Genomic DNA, 20,273 nt, shown 5'->3' on the forward strand with positions numbered 1-20,273 from the left:
CGATTACCTTCAACGGTAACAAAAAAGGCGCCATAAGGCGCCTTTTATTTAAGTTGTTTTGCTACTTATTCAGCAGCTTGTACAACTTTTGGTACTTTTACATCTGCTTGCGCTTTAAGTGCAGCAATGAATACCATGTAGTTTTTATTCACTTGAGCCATAGTGATGTTTTGTTTTTGTTGTTCGTTAATATCGGTGCTTTGTGCTTCATTCACTGCTTTTAAAGCAACGATAGCAGAGTCACCATTATTCAGATCAACAACATCTACCACTGGCGTATCCTGAGGATGCGGCATTTTAAATACTTGCTGTACAATTGCCGGAGACACAGTATACGCTTGACGAGCAAGTGCAGACTCTTGACGCACTTCAATACCTTCGGCAGTAGCAACATCATTTAAGCTCTTACCTGCTTCGATATCTGCAAATAAAGTACGTGCTTTTTCTTTAGCAAGTTCAGAGGCTTTCTGTGCAACCAGTGTTGCTTTAATTTGCTCTGATACATCTTCAAGTGGCTTAGTCGTTGCTGGTTTATGGTCGTTTACACGAACAACAACAGCGTGCTCATCACCCACTTCAATAACCTCTGAGTTCATACGATCTTCTAACACTTCAGGAGAGAAAATTGCAGTAACAACTTGCGGGTTATTTAAAGGCTCTGGTAATGAGTTACGTGTCACAAGTTCTGTTTTCTGTACTTCAACACCGGCTGCGTCTGCAGCGTCTGTTAATGTATCAGAAATTTCAAAAGCAATTTCTCCCATTTGAGTTTGCTTTTCATAAAACGCATTCACTTTCTTAGTACGTTCAAGTTCAGCACGAAGCTCATCTTTTACGTCAGCATACGGTTTAACTTGCTGATTTTGAATATCAGTGAGCTTGATGATGTGATAGCCGAATTCTGATTCAACAACGTCAGAAATGTCACCTTTGTTCTCAAGTGCATACGTTGCATCTTCAAAAGCTGGGTCCATCATGTCACGTTCGATCCAATCAAGATCACCGCCCATTTCAGCACTCACAACGTCATCCGAAGATGATTCAGCTAGCTCAGCAAAATCAGCACCGTTTTGCAGTTGTGCTAATAGCTCTTCAGCTTTCGCTTTTGCTGCATCATCGTCTTCACTGTTATCAATTAAGATGTGTGATACACGACGCTTTTCAGGCTCAATATATTGTGCGCTGTTTTGATCGTAGTATGCTTTGATATCTTCTTCTGAAACACTTGAATCCAACGTTAAGTTTGCAGCATTTAAATCAATATAGCTGACAGATACTTGTTCAGGCGCTAAAAATTGCGGTTGATTTAATTCATAGTAATCTGCAATTTCTTGCTCTGTTACTTCAATACCCGCTTGTAATGATTCTTTTGACACAACTAAATAGTCAATACTACGAGTTTGCTGTTGAAGCGCTACAGTATTATTTAATTCGTTTTCAAGAATAAAGTCAGTACCAGCAACTGCACCAACAAGTTGGCTGCGAGTCATGTCTTTACGTAAGTACTCTCGGAAAGCGTCTGGCTGGAAGTTCATCTGACGAATAACTTGTAAGTAACGATCGTTGCTAAATTGGCCGCCAACTTGGAAGTAAGGCATTTCTAAAATAGCTTTACGAACACTCTCATCACTTACACGAAGGCCTAACTCTGCCGCTAGTTGAGTTTGCAATTCTTGTTGTACTAAGCGGTCAATCACGCCTTGGCGAATTTGTGCCATGTAATTTGGATCAGCTGCGATTTGTGCAAAGTATTCACCAAACTGTTGCTCTAAACGATTGCGTTCATTTTGGTAAGCACGGCTGAACTCGGTTTGGCTAATTTTAACTCCATTTACTTCTGCAACGGGTTGCTCTGTGGTTTGTCCTAAATAACCACCAATCCCAGCTAAAGCAAAAGATAAAATCACCGCGCCTAAAATAATTTTGGCTGCAGGTCCCTGCGAACCTTCTCTGATTTTCTCAAGCATTTATCTATCTCTATTCTGATCAGGTACAAAATATACCAATTAGCATAATCAAGGATGATTGCTGATTGATATCAACCCTGCTCATGTAAAAAAAGCGTATCTTACCAGATACGCTTTTTCACTTGAAGTAACTGGTGATAAGTTACCTAAATTCTATTTAAGTGTCCTCAGGTATCCTCACCAACTAATCTTATTGATTAGTTTACTGCGTCTTTCAGCGCTTTACCTGCTTTGAAAGAAGGGATATTTGCCGCAGCAATCTGGATAGTCTCACCAGTTTGCGGGTTACGACCTGAACGTGCTGCACGCTCACGTACTGAGAAAGTACCAAAGCCAACAAGCGCCACTGAGTCGCCATCTTTAAGAGCGCCTGAAACAGCCTCGATGAATGAATCTAGTGCACGACCTGCAGCCGCTTTAGAAATGTCAGCGTCAGCTGCGATTTGATCGATTAATTGAGATTTATTCACAATATCATCCTCTTTCATTGTTATTATCAAGAGCGATTATTTTTTAAAAAATAACATCACTGTTTTGAAAATTTATAAGCAAATTAAATTTATGCTCAGTTTATTATATTTTTCTCAACCCTAGGCCACATAAGGCCTAGGCTTGAAAACTAGTGCTTAACTTATCATACCCTTAGTATTTGAAAAGCCCCTAAATGCACTTTTTTGCGGTTTTTTACTGGTTTTTTTCAGTTTCGACAGAAAAACTCTCAACTGGGTGCTTTAAAGCCAGTTTTAAAACGTCATCAATCCATGTAACTGGGTGAATTTCAAGGCCCTCTAATACATTGTCTGGGATCTCTTTTAAGTCACGTTCGTTAATTTTTGGAATAATAACGGTTTTAATACCACCACGATGAGCCGCTAGTAACTTTTCTTTTAAGCCACCAATCGGTAACACTTCACCACGTAAAGTGATTTCACCTGTCATAGCAACATCAGAACGTACCGGGTTACCTGTTAAGCTCGAGACTAAACCAGTTACCATTGCAATACCCGCACTTGGGCCATCTTTTGGTGTTGCTCCTTCTGGTACGTGAACATGGATATCACGTTTTTCATGGAAGTCGCTATTAATACGTAATTTTTCAGCACGATTACGAACAACCGTCATGGCCGCTTGAATCGACTCTTGCATTACATCACCAAGTGAACCGGTGAAAGTAAGTTTACCTTTACCTGGAACAGCAGCTGATTCGATAGTCAGTAAATCACCACCTACTTCAGTCCACGCTAATCCGGTTACTTGACCAATGCGGTCACCATCTTCAGCTTTACCATAGTCAAAGCGTTGTACACCTAAAAACTCTTCTAGATTATCTTCATCGATAGTCACTTTTTTAGTGTCTTTATCTAACAAGATATTCTTAACAGCTTTACGGCAAAGTTTAGATACTTCACGCTCTAGGTTACGCACACCAGCTTCGCGAGTGTAGTAGCGAATAATGCCAATAATTGCACTATCAGCTATTTCAACTTCACCCTCTTTTAGGCCATTACGCTTCACTTGCTTTGGAATTAAATGCTGCTTAGCAATATTCAGCTTCTCGTCTTCGGTGTAACCCGATAGACGAATAACCTCCATACGGTCTAGTAATGGGCCTGGAATGTTGAAGCTATTTGATGTTGCAACGAACATTACGTCTGATAAATCGTAATCAACTTCTAGGTAATGATCAGCAAAATGACTATTTTGCTCAGGATCAAGCACCTCAAGTAATGCTGATGCTGGGTCACCACGCATATCAGAAGACATCTTATCGATTTCATCTAATAAGAATAATGGGTTTTTCACGCCGACTTTGGTCATATTCTGGATTAACTTACCAGGCATAGAACCAATGTAAGTACGACGATGACCACGAATTTCAGCTTCATCACGAACGCCACCAAGGGCCATACGAACATATTTACGACCAGTAGAACGTGCAATTGACTGACCTAATGAGGTTTTACCCACACCAGGAGGGCCGACTAAACATAAAATTGGGCCTTTGAGTTTATTAGTACGTTGTTGTACCGCAAGATACTCAATAATGCGTTCTTTTACTTTATCTAGACCATGATGATCGCTGTCTAAAATCTTTTGTGCGCCAGCTAAGTCTTTTTTCACCTTAGAGCGTTTTTTCCAAGGCACATTGATAAGCGTATCAATGTACGAGCGCACTACGGTTGCTTCAGCCGACATAGGCGACATCATTTTTAATTTCGATAACTCTGCGTTCGCTTTTTCTTGCGCTTCTTTAGGCATACCTGACTCTTCGATGCGCTTTTTAATTGCTTCGAATTCATCGGGTACATCATCAAGTTCGCCAAGCTCTTTTTGAATCGCTTTCATTTGCTCGTTGAGGTAATACTCTCGCTGCGATTTTTCCATCTGCTTTTTAACGCGAGTACGGATTTTCTTCTCAACTTGCAGTAAGTCAATTTCACCTTCCATCAGCGCCATTAGGTATTCAAGACGCTCAGTGACATCAGCTATCTCAAGTACTTTTTGCTTTTCAGGCACTTTCAGTGGCATATGAGCTGCCATAGTATCTGCAAGACGTGCGGCTTCATCAATACCTGATACAGAAGTGAGTACTTCTGGTGGAATCTTCTTATTAAGCTTTACATAGCCTTCAAATTGGCTAATTGCGCTGCGTATGAAGACATCCTGCTCTTGTTCATCAATATGGTTTGACTCAATAAACTGCGCTTCAGCTACAAAGAAATCATCATTGTCTAGAAATGTTTCTACTTTCGCGCGTTGAGTGCCTTCAACCAACACTTTAACGGTGCCATCAGGTAGTTTTAATAACTGAAGTACTGTGGCAATGGTGCCAACACGGTAGATATCGTCTTGCTGCGGATCATCAACAGAGGCGTCTTTTTGCGCCACTAGGAAAATTTGTTTGTCCTTGTCCATCGCCGCTTCTAGGCATTTTATTGATTTTTCACGACCAACAAATAGCGGGATCACCATGTGCGGGTATACCACAACATCGCGCAGTGCCAACACGGGGATTTCGACTCGATCGGTTCTCTCAAGCGTCATTATATTCTCTTCGCACTTCATTTATTTTAAAGATTACTCAAGTATATGGGGATATGTAAGGGAAAGTTCAACATATTTGTAAAAAAAGGAGCCTTTGGCTCCTTTTTTATACTTAACTGATTAAATATTAATCTATTAAAGCTTTATTCTGATGCAGCTTTGTCTTGATTACCACTTTGGTAAATTAAGATTGGGTCTGATTCACCTTTAATAACGGTTTCATCAATAACCACTTTGCTTACATCATCCATTGAAGGCAACTCATACATAGTATCAAGTAACACACCCTCAACAATTGAACGCAAGCCACGTGCACCTGTTTTACGCTCCATTGCTTTGTGAGCAATCGCACTGAGCGCATCTTCACGGAACTCAAGCTCAACATCTTCCATTGCAAATAATGCAGAGAATTGCTTAGTTAGAGCATTCTTTGGTTCGCTAAGAATTTGAATAAGTGCCGCTTCATCTAGTTCTGTCAGTGTAGCGACAACAGGAAGACGACCAATAAATTCCGGTATTAAGCCGTATTTAACAAGATCTTCTGGCTCTACATCTTTAAACGTTTCGCTTAAACTACGGCTACTTGCCGATTGCTTAACTTGAGCGCCAAAACCAATACCTGTATTTTTGTGGCTACGCTGTTCGATCACTTTATCAAGGCCAGCAAATGCACCGCCACAAATAAATAGAATCTTCGATGTATCAACTTGCAAGAATTCTTGCTGCGGATGCTTACGTCCACCTTGTGGTGGTACAGAAGCAACCGTACCTTCAATCAGTTTAAGTAACGCTTGTTGCACACCTTCGCCCGATACGTCACGAGTGATCGATGGGTTATCAGACTTACGAGAAATCTTGTCAATTTCATCAATGTAAACAATACCACGCTGCGCTTTCTCAACGTCGTAGTCACATTTTTGCAGTAGCTTTTGAATGATGTTTTCAACATCTTCACCAACATAACCTGCTTCTGTTAGCGTAGTCGCATCAGCCATAGTGAAAGGTACATCGAGCAAACGAGCCATGGTTTCAGCAAGTAATGTTTTACCACTACCAGTAGGACCAATTAATAGGATGTTACTCTTACCTAGCTCAATTTCTGCATTAATACTTTGATTGCGAAGGCGTTTGTAGTGATTGTATACCGCTACCGACAGCACTTTTTTTGCATGATCTTGGCCAATAACATAATCATCTAAGTGATTACGAATTTCTTTTGGAACAGGCAATTTATCAGACGCATTATGCTTTGGCGCAATGTCTTTGATTTCTTCCCTGATGATATCATTACACAGCTCAACACATTCATCACAAATGTATACTGAAGGGCCGGCAATAAGTTTACGAACTTCATGCTGGCTTTTGCCACAAAAAGAGCAGTATAACAATTTATTACTTTTGTCGCCGTCTGTAGGAGTGTCAGACATTCAGCTACCTCATTTATTACGTTGGCAGCAGCACTTGGCTACTGCTAATTCACTATGTTTAACTATATCAAAGAATATCAGTTTTCGCATAGTAAAGGGTGATAGCTAACAATACGTTATTATTAGCTATTCAGATTACTTCGTTTCGCGGCTAGAGAATACAGAGTCAACTAGGCCGTATTCAACCGCTTCGCTTGCGGTCATAAAGTTATCACGGTCAGTATCGCGTGATACGACCTCTAATGGTTGACCTGTGTGCTCTGCCATCAAACGGTTTAACTTATCTTTAATCGATAAGATTTCGCGCGCATGAATTTCGAAGTCAGATGCTTGACCTTGGAAACCACCTAATGGTTGGTGGATCATCACGCGTGAGTTAGGTAAACAAAAACGCTTACCTTTAGCGCCACCTGATAACAAAAAAGCACCCATACTAGCTGCTTGACCCACACAAATAGTGCTTACATCAGGTTTAATGAAATTCATTGTATCGTAGATTGCCATACCAGCAGTTACAGAGCCACCTGGCGAATTGATATATAGATAAATATCTTTTTCTGGGTTTTCTGATTCTAAAAACAGCATTTGTGCAAGAATCAGGTTTGCCATGTTATCTTCAACTTGGCCTGTTAAGAAAATAATGCGCTCTTTTAAAAGACGTGAGTAAATATCATATGAGCGCTCCCCTTTTGCTGTTTGCTCAACAACCATAGGGACTAATGCGTTTAGAGGGTCTATCATACCGCTATTCATTCTTATTTAATTCCTTATCCGCTGCGACTCATCCTTACTATAAGGAAAGCACATTAATACTAATGTTAATTAAAGTAACTGTTCAATCTTTTTAACTATATGTGAACGGTTCGGCACTATTTCAATCTTTACTGAAAAATGTTCTGAAATAACATCTAGTATTGTCGGTTTTTGTGAAACTTGCTACCACAAACTAAAATGGCCCGGGTACGCTGTAAATATACAGAGTAACACGAGCCATTTAATCGCTAGCGAGAGCTTAAGTCAATGACTTATTAAGCACCTTGCTGTGGATTCATGATGTCGTCGAATGCTTTTTCAACTTCAGTCACGTTTGCTTTAGCTAGGATAGCTTCAACTGCTTGCTCTTCCATCGCTACGTTACGCATTTGTTGCATAAGTTGATCATTTGACTTGTAGTATTCTACAACTTCAGTTGGATCTTCGTATGCAGAAGCTACAGTTGCGATTAACTCTTCAACTTTAGCGTCGTCAACTTTAAGCTCGTTCGCCTTGATAACTTCACCTAGTAATAGGCCAGTCTTAACACGAGTTACAGCTTGCTCGTGGAATAATTCAGCTGGAAGCTCAGGCATGTTTTTAGCATCGCCACCAAAACGTTGTGCAGCTTGCTGACGTAGTGCATCAATTTCTTGATCAACTAGCGCTTTAGGCACTTCGATTTCGTTGTTAGCTAAAAGACCTTTGATAGCTTGGTCTTTAACGTTAGCTTTAACCGCTTGGTCAAGCTCACGTGTCATGTTCTTTTTAACTTCTTCTTTAAGAGCGTCAACACCGCCTTCAGCTACACCGAATTTAGTTGCGAACTCATCGTTAAGCTCAGGAAGCTCTTGAGTTTCAACTTTCTTAACAGTGATTGCGAAAGAAGCAGCTTTACCTTTAAGGTTTTCAGCATGGTACTCTTCAGGGAAAGTTACTTCAGCAACAACTTCTTCGCCCGCTTTTTTACCAACGATGTTGTCTTCAAAACCTGGGATCATACGACCTTGACCAAGTTCTAGTGGGAAGTCTTCAGCTTTACCGCCTTCGAACTCTTCACCGTCGATAGAACCAACGAAGTCGATAGTTACGCGATCGTTCTCGCCTGCAGCTGCATCAACTTCAGCCCAAGAAGCGTGTTGCTTACGTAAAGTTTCTAGCATGTTAGCTAGGTCTTCGTCAGTTACAGATACTGCTGGTTTTTCAACAGCAATTTTATCTAAACCTTGGATTTCAACTTCTGGGTAAACTTCAAACGTTGCATCGAATTCTAAATCTTTACCAGCTTCTAATGCTTTAGGTGCGAAAGTTGGAGCACCCGCTGGGTTAATTTTTTCTGAAACGATTGCTTCGATGTAGTTGCGTTGCATTAATTCGCCAGCAACTTCTTGACGCACTGCTGCACCGTAACGCTTGTTGATGATAGACGCAGGTACTTTACCTGGGCGGAAACCATCGATACGCTGGGTTTTAGACAGTTGTTGTAAGCGTTTTTTAACTTCAGTCTCAACGTTCTCTGCAGGAACGGTGATGGTCAGACGGCGCTCAAGGCCTTGAGTCGTCTCAACAGAAACTTGCATGATTTACCTCAATCTTCAATTTTGGCGACTGTTCGCCTTCCTTACAAACAAGGTGATCTCCATGAGTGATAGCAAGTTTTAATGCTGAAAAATTCAACTTAAAACGGCGCATTGTAACCATGAGATACCATTGCTGCTTTGCCTCTATGGGCACTATGTTAAACAATAGACGCGGCATTATAACCTAATATTTATGATAGTCGAGTCTAGGGGGCAATTATTTGGCGTATATAGCAGCATTCAGCGTTTAAGTGCTGAAAAAACGAACGCAGTAAAATAACAAAGTTAAATTAGGCTGATTTAAAGGAGGTATTTAGATATTAAGAAGTGGTCGGCAATGCAGGATTTGAACCTGAGACTGAATTGGATATACCCAAACCAATCGTTCTTTGACCATAAATCTTTAAAAGTGGTCGGCGATGCAGGATTTGAACCTGCGACTGAATTGGACATACCCAAACCAATCGTTCTTTGACCAAAAATCTTTAAAAGTGGTCGGCGATGCAGGATTTGAACCTGCGACCCCTTGGACCCAAACCAAGTGCGCTACCAAACTGCGCTAATCGCCGATACTGAGAGAAGCTTTGAAAATTAAGACCACTTTAGAAAAGTGGTCGGCGATGCAGGATTTGAACCTGCGACCCCTTGGACCCAAACCAAGTGCGCTACCAAACTGCGCTAATCGCCGATATCTTAAGTAAATTGGGGTGACTGATGGGGCTCGAACCCACGACAACCGGAATCACAATCCGGGGCTCTACCAACTGAGCTACAATCACCACGGCATTTACATATTTTCAAATGGCGCACCCGGAAGGATTCGAACCTTCGACCAACGCCTTAGAAGGGCGTTGCTCTATCCAGCTGAGCTACGGGCGCATCGAAAACTTCAAAAGTTTGCCTGTAAGCACCGCTTCTTAAAGAAGAAGTGGTCGGCGATGCAGGATTTGAACCTGCGACCCCTTGGACCCAAACCAAGTGCGCTACCAAACTGCGCTAATCGCCGATGCTTACTGTTGTTTGCGAGTGACCTCGTTAACAACGGGGTGCATAATAGTGATTTGGCCGTGTTAGGTCAAACTTTTTTTTAAGAAAATAATTCAATCGGTCACTTTTAGTTCATAATGGTTAAATATTGCAAATATAAGCTAAAATTTGAACTCTTTTTTATAAAGTATCGCTTTATATACAATTGCATCTTGGCGCTATGATGCTTTTCTGCGAAAATACACAACATTAATAAATATGATCAAACAAACATGATTTGTGTATCCACGCCCCCTTTATTGGATGATCATATTTTGATGTATCAGTATCAAGTTAACTAACCCCAATGAAAGGTCACCCATGACGGCAAACATCATCGATGGTAAAGCAATAGCTAAACAAGTACGCAGTAATGTAGCTGAACGTGTTGCAGAGCGTGTAGCAAACGGTTTACGTGCACCAGGACTAGCAGTAGTGTTAGTTGGTCAAGACCCAGCAAGCCAAGTCTATGTAGGCTCTAAGCGTAAAGCATGTGAAGAAGTCGGCTTTGTATCTAAGTCTTACGATTTACCTGGCGACACCACAGAACACGACTTACTTGCTTTAATTGACCAACTTAATGAAGACAAAGAAGTAGACGGTATCTTAGTGCAACTGCCTTTACCACAAGGCCTTGATGCTGAAAAAATTCTTGAGCGTATTACTCCTCATAAAGATGTTGATGGTTTCCACCCTTACAATATTGGTCGTTTAGCACAGCGTATGCCGGCACTTCGTCCTTGTACGCCAAAGGGGATCATCACCCTACTCGACTCTACAGGTGTTCGCTATAAAGGGATGCATGCAGTCGTTGTTGGTGCTTCTAACATTGTTGGTCGTCCTATGTCGCTTGAGCTTTTACTTGCTGGCTGTACAACAACGGTATGTCACAAGTTTACACAAGATTTAGAAACACATGTTCGCCGCGCTGATTTATTAGTGGTTGCGGTTGGTAAACCTGAATTTATTCCGGGTGACTGGGTGAAAGAAGGCGCTATTGTGATTGATGTGGGTATTAACCGTCTTGAATCAGGTAAACTTGTTGGTGATGTTCAATATGATGTTGCTGAACAAAAAGCGCATTTCATTACACCTGTACCAGGTGGTGTTGGCCCGATGACTGTTGCAAGCTTAATTGAAAATACGCTTGAAGCATGTGAAAAATATCACAGCTAAGAAGAGCTAAATTATTGCAAAAGGCTGCCAATGGGCAGCCTTTTTTGGTTTATACCAATCCGCTTAATTAAGTAGTCTATTTTGAGGCAATAAAACCTCGTTGATAACAAGGCAAAAATTTCGTTATTTAGTTGTTCTAAATGAGAAATTTTTAACGCAGTTAGCGACAGGTTTTATCCCTCAAAATGATTAAGTATTATTGCGGGTTGGTATTAAGAGCGCTGTAGTTTTAACTGCTTAAGCTTTAGCATCTGAGGTAGCACTGAAAATACAATCATCATAAACATCAATAGGTATTGCCAGTCTTGGTATTGTTCGTTTATGAGCAAAACAGCGCATACTATTCCCGCGATTGGGTTGGCAATGGTGCCAAATGAAAACTCAGCCACACTCATGCGCCCTAATAACCAAACATACAGAGTATAGGCAATGGCAGTATTGGGCACGATTAACCAAAATAGCACAGAGTATTGCAGCGCTGAAATAGGCTCAAATACCACTTGGTATTGCTCTGGGTTTAGCAAACTTCCATCGATAAAAGCAGCTAGCAATAATATGCTGCCACCAATGATTAATTGCCAAGTAAGCACAACCCACCAATGTATATGCACCGACAAACTTTGTACTAAGGTGCTACCAATCACAATAGTAAGTAAGGCACCCAATAAAGCCGCCACTCCCAATACATTTAATGTGACGTAAGCTGGATCAAACAATAACCACGCCAGTACAACCAAGGCTATGGCGCAAAATGCTTGAACTCTTGCTGGACGCTGTCCTTTTACAATCCATGCATACAGCAAAGCGACAACCGGCACTGACACCATCCCCACCCCAGCAATAGCTGCAGGAAGATTCACCGCCATGATAAAAATAAACGCAAAAAACAGCGCTATATTCACAGCACCTAAAGTCAATAAACTTGGCCACTGCGATCGAGTTGGTAAACTAGGCTTAAGTAATAAAAGTAATAATCCTGCAGGCAATGCGCGCAATGCACCTAATAATAATGGCGGCCAATCTGGAGTGGCATATTTAGTCACAGCATAGGTAGTGCCCCATAAAAAAGCAGGGATCATGGCAAGTAAGATATTCAATGTAAGTCCTTGTTAGTGAAAAGTAGCGTAAAAATAAAACCTCAAGTAAGGTTTAGGTCAATAGCTATACCCAGTTAAAAACAAAAAAGGTTGCCTCTTGGCAACCTTTTCAATTTGTAATACCTCGGTGGATACTTAAGCTTTACGCCATGTTGTTTTACCCGCAGAATCTTCGAGTACAACACCGAGTGCATTAAGTGCATCACGGGCTTCATCAGCAGCTGCCCAATCTTTGCTGGCACGAGCTTCGTTACGTTTTGCAATCAAGGCTTCGATGTGTGCGACTTCGTCATCTGCTTGGCCACCTTGTAAAAAGGCTTCTGGGTCTTGTTGTGCAACGCCTAATACCTCTGCAACACTGCGAAGTACATAAGCCAACTTACCAGCTTGTTCTGCATCGCTGTCTTTAACACGATTTAGTTCTTTCGCAAGCTCAAATAACACAGGTAGTGCTTCTGGCGTATTAAAGTCATCATCCATTGCTTTTCTGAATTTAGCCACGTATTCATTGCTGGCTAAATCGCATTCGATTGGTGTTACCCCGCGCAGTGCAGTGTAAATACGCTCAAGTGACGAACGCGCTTGCTCTAAATTTTCTTGCGAATAGTTAAGCTGGCTACGGTAATGACCTGAAATTAAGAAGTAACGAACTGACTCAGCATCGTACTCTTTCAATACGTCACGCACGGTAAAGAAGTTGTTTAATGACTTAGACATCTTCTCTTTATTAACCTGTACCATACCCGTGTGGATCCACGTATTAACGTACTTGCCGTTATTTGCACAGCATGACTGAGCAATTTCGTTTTCATGGTGTGGGAATTGTAAATCTGAACCACCACCGTGAATATCAAAATGCTCACCTAAATGCTTAGAGCTCATTGCCGAACATTCGATGTGCCATCCTGGACGACCCTCACCCCATGGTGATGACCACGAAGGCTCACCTGGCTTGGCTTTTTTCCATAGCACGAAATCAAGTGGATCTTGCTTATCTTGAGCAACTTCAACGCGTGAACCTGCTTGTAGCATGGTTAAGTCTTGTTGTGATAAAGCACCGTATTGCTCAAATGTAGAGACATCAAACAATACATCACCATCAGCTGCAATGTAGGCATGGCCTTTCGCAATTAAACGTTCAACCATAGCGATGATTTCATCCATATGGTTTGTTACGGTTGGCTCAACATCAGGACGCAACATATTTAAGCTGTCGAAGTCTTCATGCATTGCTTTAGTCATGCGAGTCGTTAAATCATTGATAGACTCGCCGTTTTCGTTAGCACGTTTGATAATTTTGTCGTCAACATCGGTGATGTTACGTACATATTTTAAATCGTAGCCGATGTGACGAAGGTAACGAACAATTACGTCAAACCCTACAAATGTACGTGCATGACCGATATGGCAGTAATCATAAATGGTGATACCACACACATACATGTCGATTTTGCCATCAACAAGGGGTTTAAACTGCTCTTTTTGTCGCGTAAGTGTGTTGTAAATTTGTACCATTTATAAAATGTCCTTAACGGTGTTTCGAGATTCTCTATGTTAACACTTGCAAAGCCGCTGCTCTAGCGCTTTATCAATTGAATAAGCACTTTGTTAATCGTTTTAAACAAGCTCTTTGTTAATCAAAGACAACTACTATAAAATAGCCCCATTATTAAACCAGATATAGGAAACCTCATGGTTGTACTACACACAAACTTTGGTGACATCACCATCAAAATGCACGAAAACGATGCACCAAACACAGTTAAAAACTTCTTAGAGTATGCAAACTCTGGCTTTTACAACGGCACTATCTTTCACCGTGTAATTGATGGTTTTATGGTACAAGGCGGTGGCTTTGAGCCAGGTATGGTTCAAAAAGAAGTAAACAACCCTATCGAAAACGAAGCAAACAATGGTCTTGCGAATAAAGTAGGCACATTAGCAATGGCGCGCACGCCGGATCCACATTCAGCAACTGCGCAGTTCTTCATTAACGTTAACGACAATGACTTCTTAAACTTCAGCAGTGAAACTTCACAAGGCTGGGGCTACTGCGTGTTTGCAGAAGTTGTTGAAGGTATGGACGTGGTAAACAAAATCAAAGGTGTTGCAACTGGCAGCGCAGGTTTCCACCAAGACGTACCACTTGAAGATGTAATTATCGAAAAAGTAACGGTTAGCTAATTTAATCGTTTAGTACTTTTTTAAGCGGGCCTTTGCCCGCTTTTTTGCGAGTAACCATGAAACAAAGTTATTTTATTGCCGATCTCCACTTAACAGAAAACCGCCCAGACATCACTGCGGCATTTTTTGATTTTCTTGATAGCAAGATTATTAATGATGACGTTGATGCCCTGTATATTTTAGGTGACTTTTTTGAAGTATGGGTAGGTGATGACTATCAAACTGACCTTTCAGTGAGCGTTGCCACACGTTTAAGCCAGGTAAGTGAAAGTGGTACTAAGGTGTTTTTTATTCATGGTAACCGCGATTTCATTATGCGTGAAGGCTATGCCAAAAGCGCGAGTATGACTTTATTACCCGAACAAGTTGTTATTGATTTATACGGCACCCCAACGGTTATCCTGCATGGTGATGAAATGTGCACCCAAGATGTTGAATATCAAAAGTTTCGCAAAAAAAGCCGTGGTTGGTGGTGGCCAAAATTAATGCTTGCTATGCCGCTTTGGTATCGCAAGAAGATTGCTCGCAACGCCCGCGAAAAATCAAAACAAAGCCAAGCTGGTAAAGCATTAGAAATCTTAGATGTTACAGAAGATGCGGTATTAGCCATGTTTAAAAAACATCAGGTTAAGAATATGATCCATGGTCATACCCACCGCCCTAATGTTCACTACTATAATGTTAATGGCGAGACCCATACTCGCACCGTGCTGGGTGATTGGTATGAACAAGGGTCATACCTAAGAGTAACTCCAGATAAACAAGAGCTAATTTACACTCCGCTTTAAATCATCAGTTTATTAGCTATGCTTTAGTTGTGTATCAAATAAAAACGGGCATGTTAGGTGAACCGATTTATATACTTGTGTAGCTGTTTAGTGCTTAGCTTTTCGATTAATAGCCAAACCTGGCAGTTGGTCACTGAGCCTTTTCCTCCCTATTTTATTGGTGAGCAGAGTAAGCCTGGTTGGTTACATGAAGTTATTGTTGCCGCATTAAAAACTCAAGGGCAAAAAGCCAGCATAGAATATACACATTGGGCTCGCGCACTGAAACTTGCTAAACGAAATAAGCGTGTTGCGGTACTCGGTGCATTTCATAATCATGCCAGAGCAGCTGATTATTATTATTCACACCCTTTAGCCGTTGCCAATACGGTATTATTTAAACGTGCCGATACTGACATTCTCTATACGGGATCTTTATATTCGCTTGCTCCTTATACAATTAGTAAAAGGGAAGATTATGTAGTGAGTGATAGCTTTGAAAGCCATCCTCAGCTAACGATTGTTACCGCAGATAGCCTTGCTGACAGCTTACTGCTTTTACTTAATGGACGAGTTGATCTTGTTGCTGGCAGCAAAGAAGTCGGCCAATATTGGTTAGCTAATAATGAGCGTTTGCGCGCATTCAAAGAAAAGCAAGTTAGTGTGCTTAAGCCTTATTTAGCCAGCCAGTATTTACATGTAATAAGCGCTAAAAGCCATCCTCAAGCACTCCACTTTCAAAATAGCCTACGAATTGGCGTAGAAGAATTACTTGCCAGTGGTGGACTTGAGAAAATTTTACGTCACTATGAATTCAGTGATATCGAGATCAACAAAATTAAACGCTTGCTTAGTAAAATTTGACTATTTAACCACTGTCTCTTGGGCTTTCAAGGGAATAGTTATTTTAAATTGTGTGGCAATATTAGCGGGTAAATCGTGACGACTAATTAAGCTTATTCGCCCCCCTAATATCTCTGTTACCCATTGATAAACTAAGTACAGCCCAAGACCTGTATGGCCATGTTTTCTTGAAGTTGTTACAAAGGGCTCAAATAGATTGCTGCGTAATGAATCATCAATACCAACACCATTATCAGATAAAGTGATACACAAGCTATTATATTTTTCTTCGAACACCCGTACAACTATCAATTTATTGTCTTGCTCTGTGAATGCATGTGAAATGGCATTAACAATTAAGCTCTCAATAATTTGGGAAATGACACCTGGCCGCGTAACGATCTCTCTGTTAATTTCTATATCAGTTTGCACTGTCACATTGAAGGTCTTTAATCGTGACTTTAATCCGAGTAATAAGTCTTCAATGACTTTATTTATATCACATTTTATATGGTTATCATTTGTTCTGTCGTGCGCCATTTCTTTAAAGCTTTTAACATGACAAATAGCTTTATCTAAATTTACTTTAGACAATTTTAAGTTAACATCGATCCCCTCGATACTCGTTTCTAAAAACTCTTTAGTTAGCCCCTGCTCAATTTGCTTTTGTAATTTTTGGTTTATCATTTCGGCATTAGACAGTGAAATCGCAGCCCCGCCCAGAGGAGTATTCATTTCGTGGGCAACACCCGCAACCATTAAACCAAGCGATGAAAGCCTTTTTGCCTCAATCAATTCTCCCTGTAATTCGTGTTGCTGTTTTATATACCGCTGTAATTTAGTGTTAGCCGTTAGTAATTCTTGCTGCTCAATTTCCAAGTTGATTGAGGTTTGAATAATCTTGCTCTGATAACGAAAACTACGCAGTTGATAATATATTGATAAAGCAACAAGAAGTAAGCCAAAAACTAAAGCGGTTACTAAAGACTGAATAAATACCGCATCAACAACCCCGTCACTAGCACTCACTAACATGAAAATATCATTTTCAACGGGTTGGCTATTAGCGTTACCCAAGTTCATTTTTAAGAAACTAGCCGACATGCTCTTTGAAATAACGAGCTGTTTTGAACTCGCCGCGCTAATCATTGTGTTCCACAGCGCTGGGTCATTTTTTTTTAAGCTTAAATCGGGCTGCGCTAACATAAAGCCCCATTCCATTGCTTTATTAGGATGAAGTAACCAATATCCTTCACCATTAATAAATTGTACCTGAGCCTTCGCAGAACCAAGTTCCTTGATATGATTTAATGTCGACGATAAATCAAAATTAACCACAATTAAGCCATCTAAAAGATAATCATCAGGCAAGGTTCGAAACGAAGCTCTTAAGGTTGGCTGAAAAGGAGTCACTACCTCACCAAACTCAACATTTAGATCAATAGGAGAGATGTAGATATTATTATTTTTTAGCTGCATTCCCTCAGTAAAATAATATCGGTTTCGTTTATTTTGTAACTGTTGCTCAGGTACAACCTCTGCAATTCCAGCTTTGAAATTAACTCGCAGTCGCTCCTGCCCTTGTGTATCTAACCAGCGGATCTGTGAAATTGTGCCTGCAGCCAAGCCAAAATCAGTAAAATGATTTAGTACGTTATTTAAATAACGAACTTGTTCTGCTGATACCGTTGACACGTCATTGCGCTTTAATGACTGATCTGCAACTAGTAACTTTACTACTTTTCTAACATCACCGAGCTCCCGGCTAAAAATACTATGTGTCGCATGCAAAGTGTTATCTTGCAAAAGACCTACATTAGTTTTTTTTATTTGATAAAAAAGTAAAAACACAAGTAAGCTAATTGCTACACATACCCCAAGCGCAATAGCTAATTTAATAATGGACTTTTTACGCAGCGCATTTAGTTGCGAAACCGCTTTTTCTACCATTACTTTTCAGACCAACTTTGCAGCCACTCAAGTGCATCTTCAAAAAACATTGGCTTTGCGTAGTAATATCCTTGCCCAAAGCTACAACCTAACTGTTTAAGCCATTGGTGCTCAGCTTCTGTTTCAATACCTTCAGCGGTTACTTGAAAAGCAAATTTTTCAGCCAGCATCATAATCATTTCAATAATATGCTGGTTTGATATTGATTCATTAATTTTGTCTACGAAACACCTATCTATTTTGATGACCTGTGCAGGAATTCTACTAATATGTTCAAGTGAGGAGTAGCCCGTACCAAAATCATCAATACTAATTTTCATGCCAAGCGCAGCAAATTGACACAAACGTGCATTTATTTTTTCATAATTAAAGATAGCTTGAGTCTCTGTCACTTCTAGCTCAAGTAGTTCTGGGGATATTTGATGCTCAGCTAAGCGCGCTTGAATTTCATCAAAATAACTTGCTGACAACAAATCATACGTAGATACATTAAACGCAATAGGTATGGTGAAACCTCGTTCTGTTAACTGATATATTATTTGTAAGATTTTATCAAAAATAAGCTTATCTAATTCACTTATTAGTCCAGCTGTTTCAGCAAGCTCAATAAACTCGTCAGGAGGGACAAAAGCACCACTATCTAGCTGCCAACGTGCTAGCGCCTCAAAGCCTACCACTTCATTTGTGCTTAAACTAACTTTAGGCTGTAATGCCACTTTAAGTTGTTTTTTACGAATCGCAGTGCGCAGCTCTTGCATTAATGAGTAACGGCGTGTGATTGCTTCAGTGCTTTTAGCAGAATAACAAAGTAGCTCAGCCATTTGCGACTTTTCTTCACTAAGTGTTGATTCTGCAAGATTGAAAATTTGCTCGGCTGAATGCTCAGGAAACGCATCTAGTTGCATAACCAAAATGCGCACATTTAAAAACTGCTTTACCCCGTCAATTTCGAAAGATTGCTGTTTTAGCGAGTCAATTAACTGCTCATCTTTGAATACCTCGCTAGCAACCAATACTCCCAAGCTGTCATTTTTAAATAACGCTATGCGAGGATAATAGGCTTGAAGTTGTTGCTGAATATTACTTTGCATTTTTTTATGGGTTTTCTTACAAAACTCATAACCAAAACGAAATGACTTTTCATCAAACTGCAAAATTTCAAAGATAACTAAATGAGTATTTGCCAGCTCCTCTGCATTCATCATATCAATTTCACGTAACAGCCAATTTCGATTAGGCATATTCAGCGTAACATCTGTATAGGCAAGCTCTGTTAACCGGTTCATTAATGCAATGTTTGCAAAGCCAGTGCTCACATTCTCACTAAATACCTGCAATAGATAGATATTATGTTCTTCTATTTGGTTATCAGATTTAACAATTGTGATGTAGTAATTCACATCAACATTCTGCGTGGTAAAATAAAAGACACTATAGTGCGTTGAAAATACGTGCTGGCGAGTTTCAACTGCTTTTTCGATATTATCTTGCACCTCAGAGCTTAAAAATTCTGATGAAAGACTTTTGCCTTCAAGTCCTTTATAGCAACCACTGCAAGAAATAACCTCAGCTAAAGCTAATTTGCTATTTCCAACACATATCACTCCCCCACCATTCGATAATTGTAAAATTTTGCCAATTTCGTCTAAAACAGCTTGAGAAAATGAGTGAATGTTATTTTTATTATTAATACTTCTTGCCGCATCAAGTACCAGCTGTAGCCCTTGTTTGGCATTCGAAATTTGCGAAATATAGTGATAAGTACGAAGATGACTGCTAACAATAGATTTTAGCTTTTCCGCAGTCATATCTGACTTGTTCCAGTACTCATCAATATCGAGTGTATCCATGACCTGCTGCTCAGGTGCAAAACTTGGTTGGCCTGTTAGTAGAACAATACGCATATCATTTCTACCCAGCACATTACGGATACTGTTGACCAATCTTAAACCAGAATCATCCTCTTCCATCACAACATCTATAAATACCAACGCGATATCTTTATGCTGGGATAGAATTGACGCAGCTTCTAACGCAGAACCTGCAGTCAAAACATGTAACTCATCTCCACTGTCAAGACTGATAGCTTTAAAACTATTTAACAGTGCTTGCTGATAGTCAGCATCATCTTCAACAGTTAAAATTTTCCAAGTTGTTACTTTTTTTTGGGGTTTTACGCTTGGCTCTATAAATTTAAAAGTTGATTGCGGATCTAGCATGGCTTCTCCATTTTTTAAGCACACGATGCAAACAATTATGATTTGGGAACATCAAATATAACTAAAAAATAGTACACTAAACCAAAAAGATAAAACCAATTAACCAAATTAAGTAGGAATAAACACTTATAAAACTACATGTTAGTGAGTATTTACACTTACAACATGCGACAGCAAGGAGTTGTAAAAAATATAGAAAAGTACACAGATCCCACCAAATTATTACAGAACTTGATGGG

Annotated in this window: 14 protein-coding genes and 5 tRNA genes; 4 read left to right on the forward strand and 15 right to left on the reverse strand. The window is 40.2% G+C overall.

Annotation, left to right across the window (positions count from 1 at the left end):
- Positions 1-65: 65 nt before the first annotated feature.
- The 11 genes from ppiD to L1264_RS02855 all read right to left on the reverse strand — a co-directional run bounded on the left by ppiD (position 66) and on the right by L1264_RS02855 (position 9,778).
- Complete coding sequence (gene ppiD, locus L1264_RS02805; RefSeq protein ID WP_135923986.1) at positions 66-1,967, reverse strand: peptidylprolyl isomerase; 1,902 nt, start codon at positions 1,965-1,967, stop codon at positions 66-68.
- 197 nt (positions 1,968-2,164) lie between these two features.
- A complete protein-coding gene (locus L1264_RS02810; protein ID WP_175580427.1) occupies positions 2,165-2,455 on the reverse strand; it encodes an HU family DNA-binding protein in 291 nt (96 codons plus the stop codon).
- Positions 2,456-2,651: 196 nt separating this feature from the next.
- Positions 2,652-5,012 carry an endopeptidase La gene (gene lon / locus L1264_RS02815; RefSeq protein ID WP_199525858.1) on the reverse strand — a complete coding sequence of 787 codons (2,361 nt, stop codon included), beginning with the start codon at positions 5,010-5,012 and terminating at the stop codon, positions 2,652-2,654.
- Positions 5,013-5,155: 143 nt separating this feature from the next.
- On the reverse strand, positions 5,156-6,439 hold the full coding sequence (gene clpX, locus L1264_RS02820) for an ATP-dependent protease ATP-binding subunit ClpX (RefSeq protein ID WP_135923984.1): 1,284 nt from the start codon (positions 6,437-6,439) through the stop codon (positions 5,156-5,158).
- 135 nt (positions 6,440-6,574) lie between these two features.
- A complete protein-coding gene (gene clpP / locus L1264_RS02825; protein WP_135923983.1) occupies positions 6,575-7,192 on the reverse strand; it encodes an ATP-dependent Clp endopeptidase proteolytic subunit ClpP in 618 nt (205 codons plus the stop codon).
- Positions 7,193-7,467: 275 nt separating this feature from the next.
- Positions 7,468-8,772 (reverse strand): trigger factor, encoded by a 1,305-nt coding sequence (tig, locus tag L1264_RS02830; RefSeq protein ID WP_135923982.1) that lies wholly within the window; start codon positions 8,770-8,772, stop codon positions 7,468-7,470.
- 492 nt (positions 8,773-9,264) lie between these two features.
- A tRNA-Pro gene (locus L1264_RS02835) sits at positions 9,265-9,341 on the reverse strand.
- A gap of 42 nt (positions 9,342-9,383) precedes the next feature.
- Positions 9,384-9,460, reverse strand: a tRNA-Pro gene (locus L1264_RS02840).
- A 15-nt stretch (positions 9,461-9,475) separates the two neighbouring features.
- Positions 9,476-9,551 (reverse strand) — tRNA-His (locus L1264_RS02845).
- A gap of 23 nt (positions 9,552-9,574) precedes the next feature.
- Positions 9,575-9,651: transfer RNA gene (locus tag L1264_RS02850), tRNA-Arg, on the reverse strand.
- 50 nt (positions 9,652-9,701) lie between these two features.
- Positions 9,702-9,778: transfer RNA gene (locus tag L1264_RS02855), tRNA-Pro, on the reverse strand.
- A gap of 341 nt (positions 9,779-10,119) precedes the next feature.
- Between L1264_RS02855 and folD the strand changes: the two genes are divergently transcribed.
- Positions 10,120-10,974 (forward strand): bifunctional methylenetetrahydrofolate dehydrogenase/methenyltetrahydrofolate cyclohydrolase FolD, encoded by an 855-nt coding sequence (folD, locus tag L1264_RS02860; RefSeq protein ID WP_135923981.1) that lies wholly within the window; start codon positions 10,120-10,122, stop codon positions 10,972-10,974.
- A 212-nt stretch (positions 10,975-11,186) separates the two neighbouring features.
- Here folD and L1264_RS02865 read toward each other — a convergent pair whose 3' ends face one another.
- Together L1264_RS02865 and cysS are read right to left on the reverse strand one after the other, a co-directional pair.
- On the reverse strand, positions 11,187-12,071 hold the full coding sequence (locus L1264_RS02865) for a DMT family transporter (RefSeq protein ID WP_199527840.1): 885 nt from the start codon (positions 12,069-12,071) through the stop codon (positions 11,187-11,189).
- Positions 12,072-12,206: 135 nt separating this feature from the next.
- Positions 12,207-13,586, reverse strand: a complete 1,380-nt coding sequence (cysS, locus tag L1264_RS02870) for a cysteine--tRNA ligase (protein WP_135923979.1) — start codon at positions 13,584-13,586, stop codon at positions 12,207-12,209.
- A 177-nt stretch (positions 13,587-13,763) separates the two neighbouring features.
- On the opposite strand from cysS, the gene ppiB reads away from it, so the two are divergent.
- The 3 genes from ppiB to L1264_RS02885 are packed head-to-tail and all read left to right on the forward strand — an operon-like array spanning position 13,764 to position 15,886.
- Positions 13,764-14,255, forward strand: a complete 492-nt coding sequence (gene ppiB, locus L1264_RS02875; RefSeq protein WP_135923978.1) for a peptidylprolyl isomerase B — start codon at positions 13,764-13,766, stop codon at positions 14,253-14,255.
- A gap of 56 nt (positions 14,256-14,311) precedes the next feature.
- On the forward strand, positions 14,312-15,043 hold the full coding sequence (locus tag L1264_RS02880) for a UDP-2,3-diacylglucosamine diphosphatase (RefSeq protein ID WP_199527841.1): 732 nt from the start codon (positions 14,312-14,314) through the stop codon (positions 15,041-15,043).
- A gap of 57 nt (positions 15,044-15,100) precedes the next feature.
- Positions 15,101-15,886, forward strand: a complete 786-nt coding sequence (locus tag L1264_RS02885) for a substrate-binding periplasmic protein (RefSeq protein ID WP_235403616.1) — start codon at positions 15,101-15,103, stop codon at positions 15,884-15,886.
- Here L1264_RS02885 and L1264_RS02890 read toward each other — a convergent pair whose 3' ends face one another.
- Both L1264_RS02890 and L1264_RS02895 read right to left on the reverse strand, forming a co-directional pair.
- Positions 15,887-17,815, reverse strand: a complete 1,929-nt coding sequence (locus tag L1264_RS02890) for a sensor histidine kinase (protein ID WP_199527843.1) — start codon at positions 17,813-17,815, stop codon at positions 15,887-15,889. It abuts the gene before it with no gap.
- Positions 17,815-20,034, reverse strand: coding sequence for an EAL domain-containing response regulator (locus L1264_RS02895; protein WP_199527844.1), 2,220 nt, complete (start codon positions 20,032-20,034; stop codon positions 17,815-17,817). The genes L1264_RS02890 and L1264_RS02895 overlap by 1 nt, the downstream gene beginning before the upstream one ends.
- Positions 20,035-20,273 lie beyond the last annotated feature (239 nt).

It is taken from the genome of Pseudoalteromonas sp. APAL1, assembly GCF_021532475.1.
Taxonomy (GTDB): Bacteria; Pseudomonadota; Gammaproteobacteria; order Enterobacterales; family Alteromonadaceae; genus Pseudoalteromonas; species Pseudoalteromonas lipolytica_C.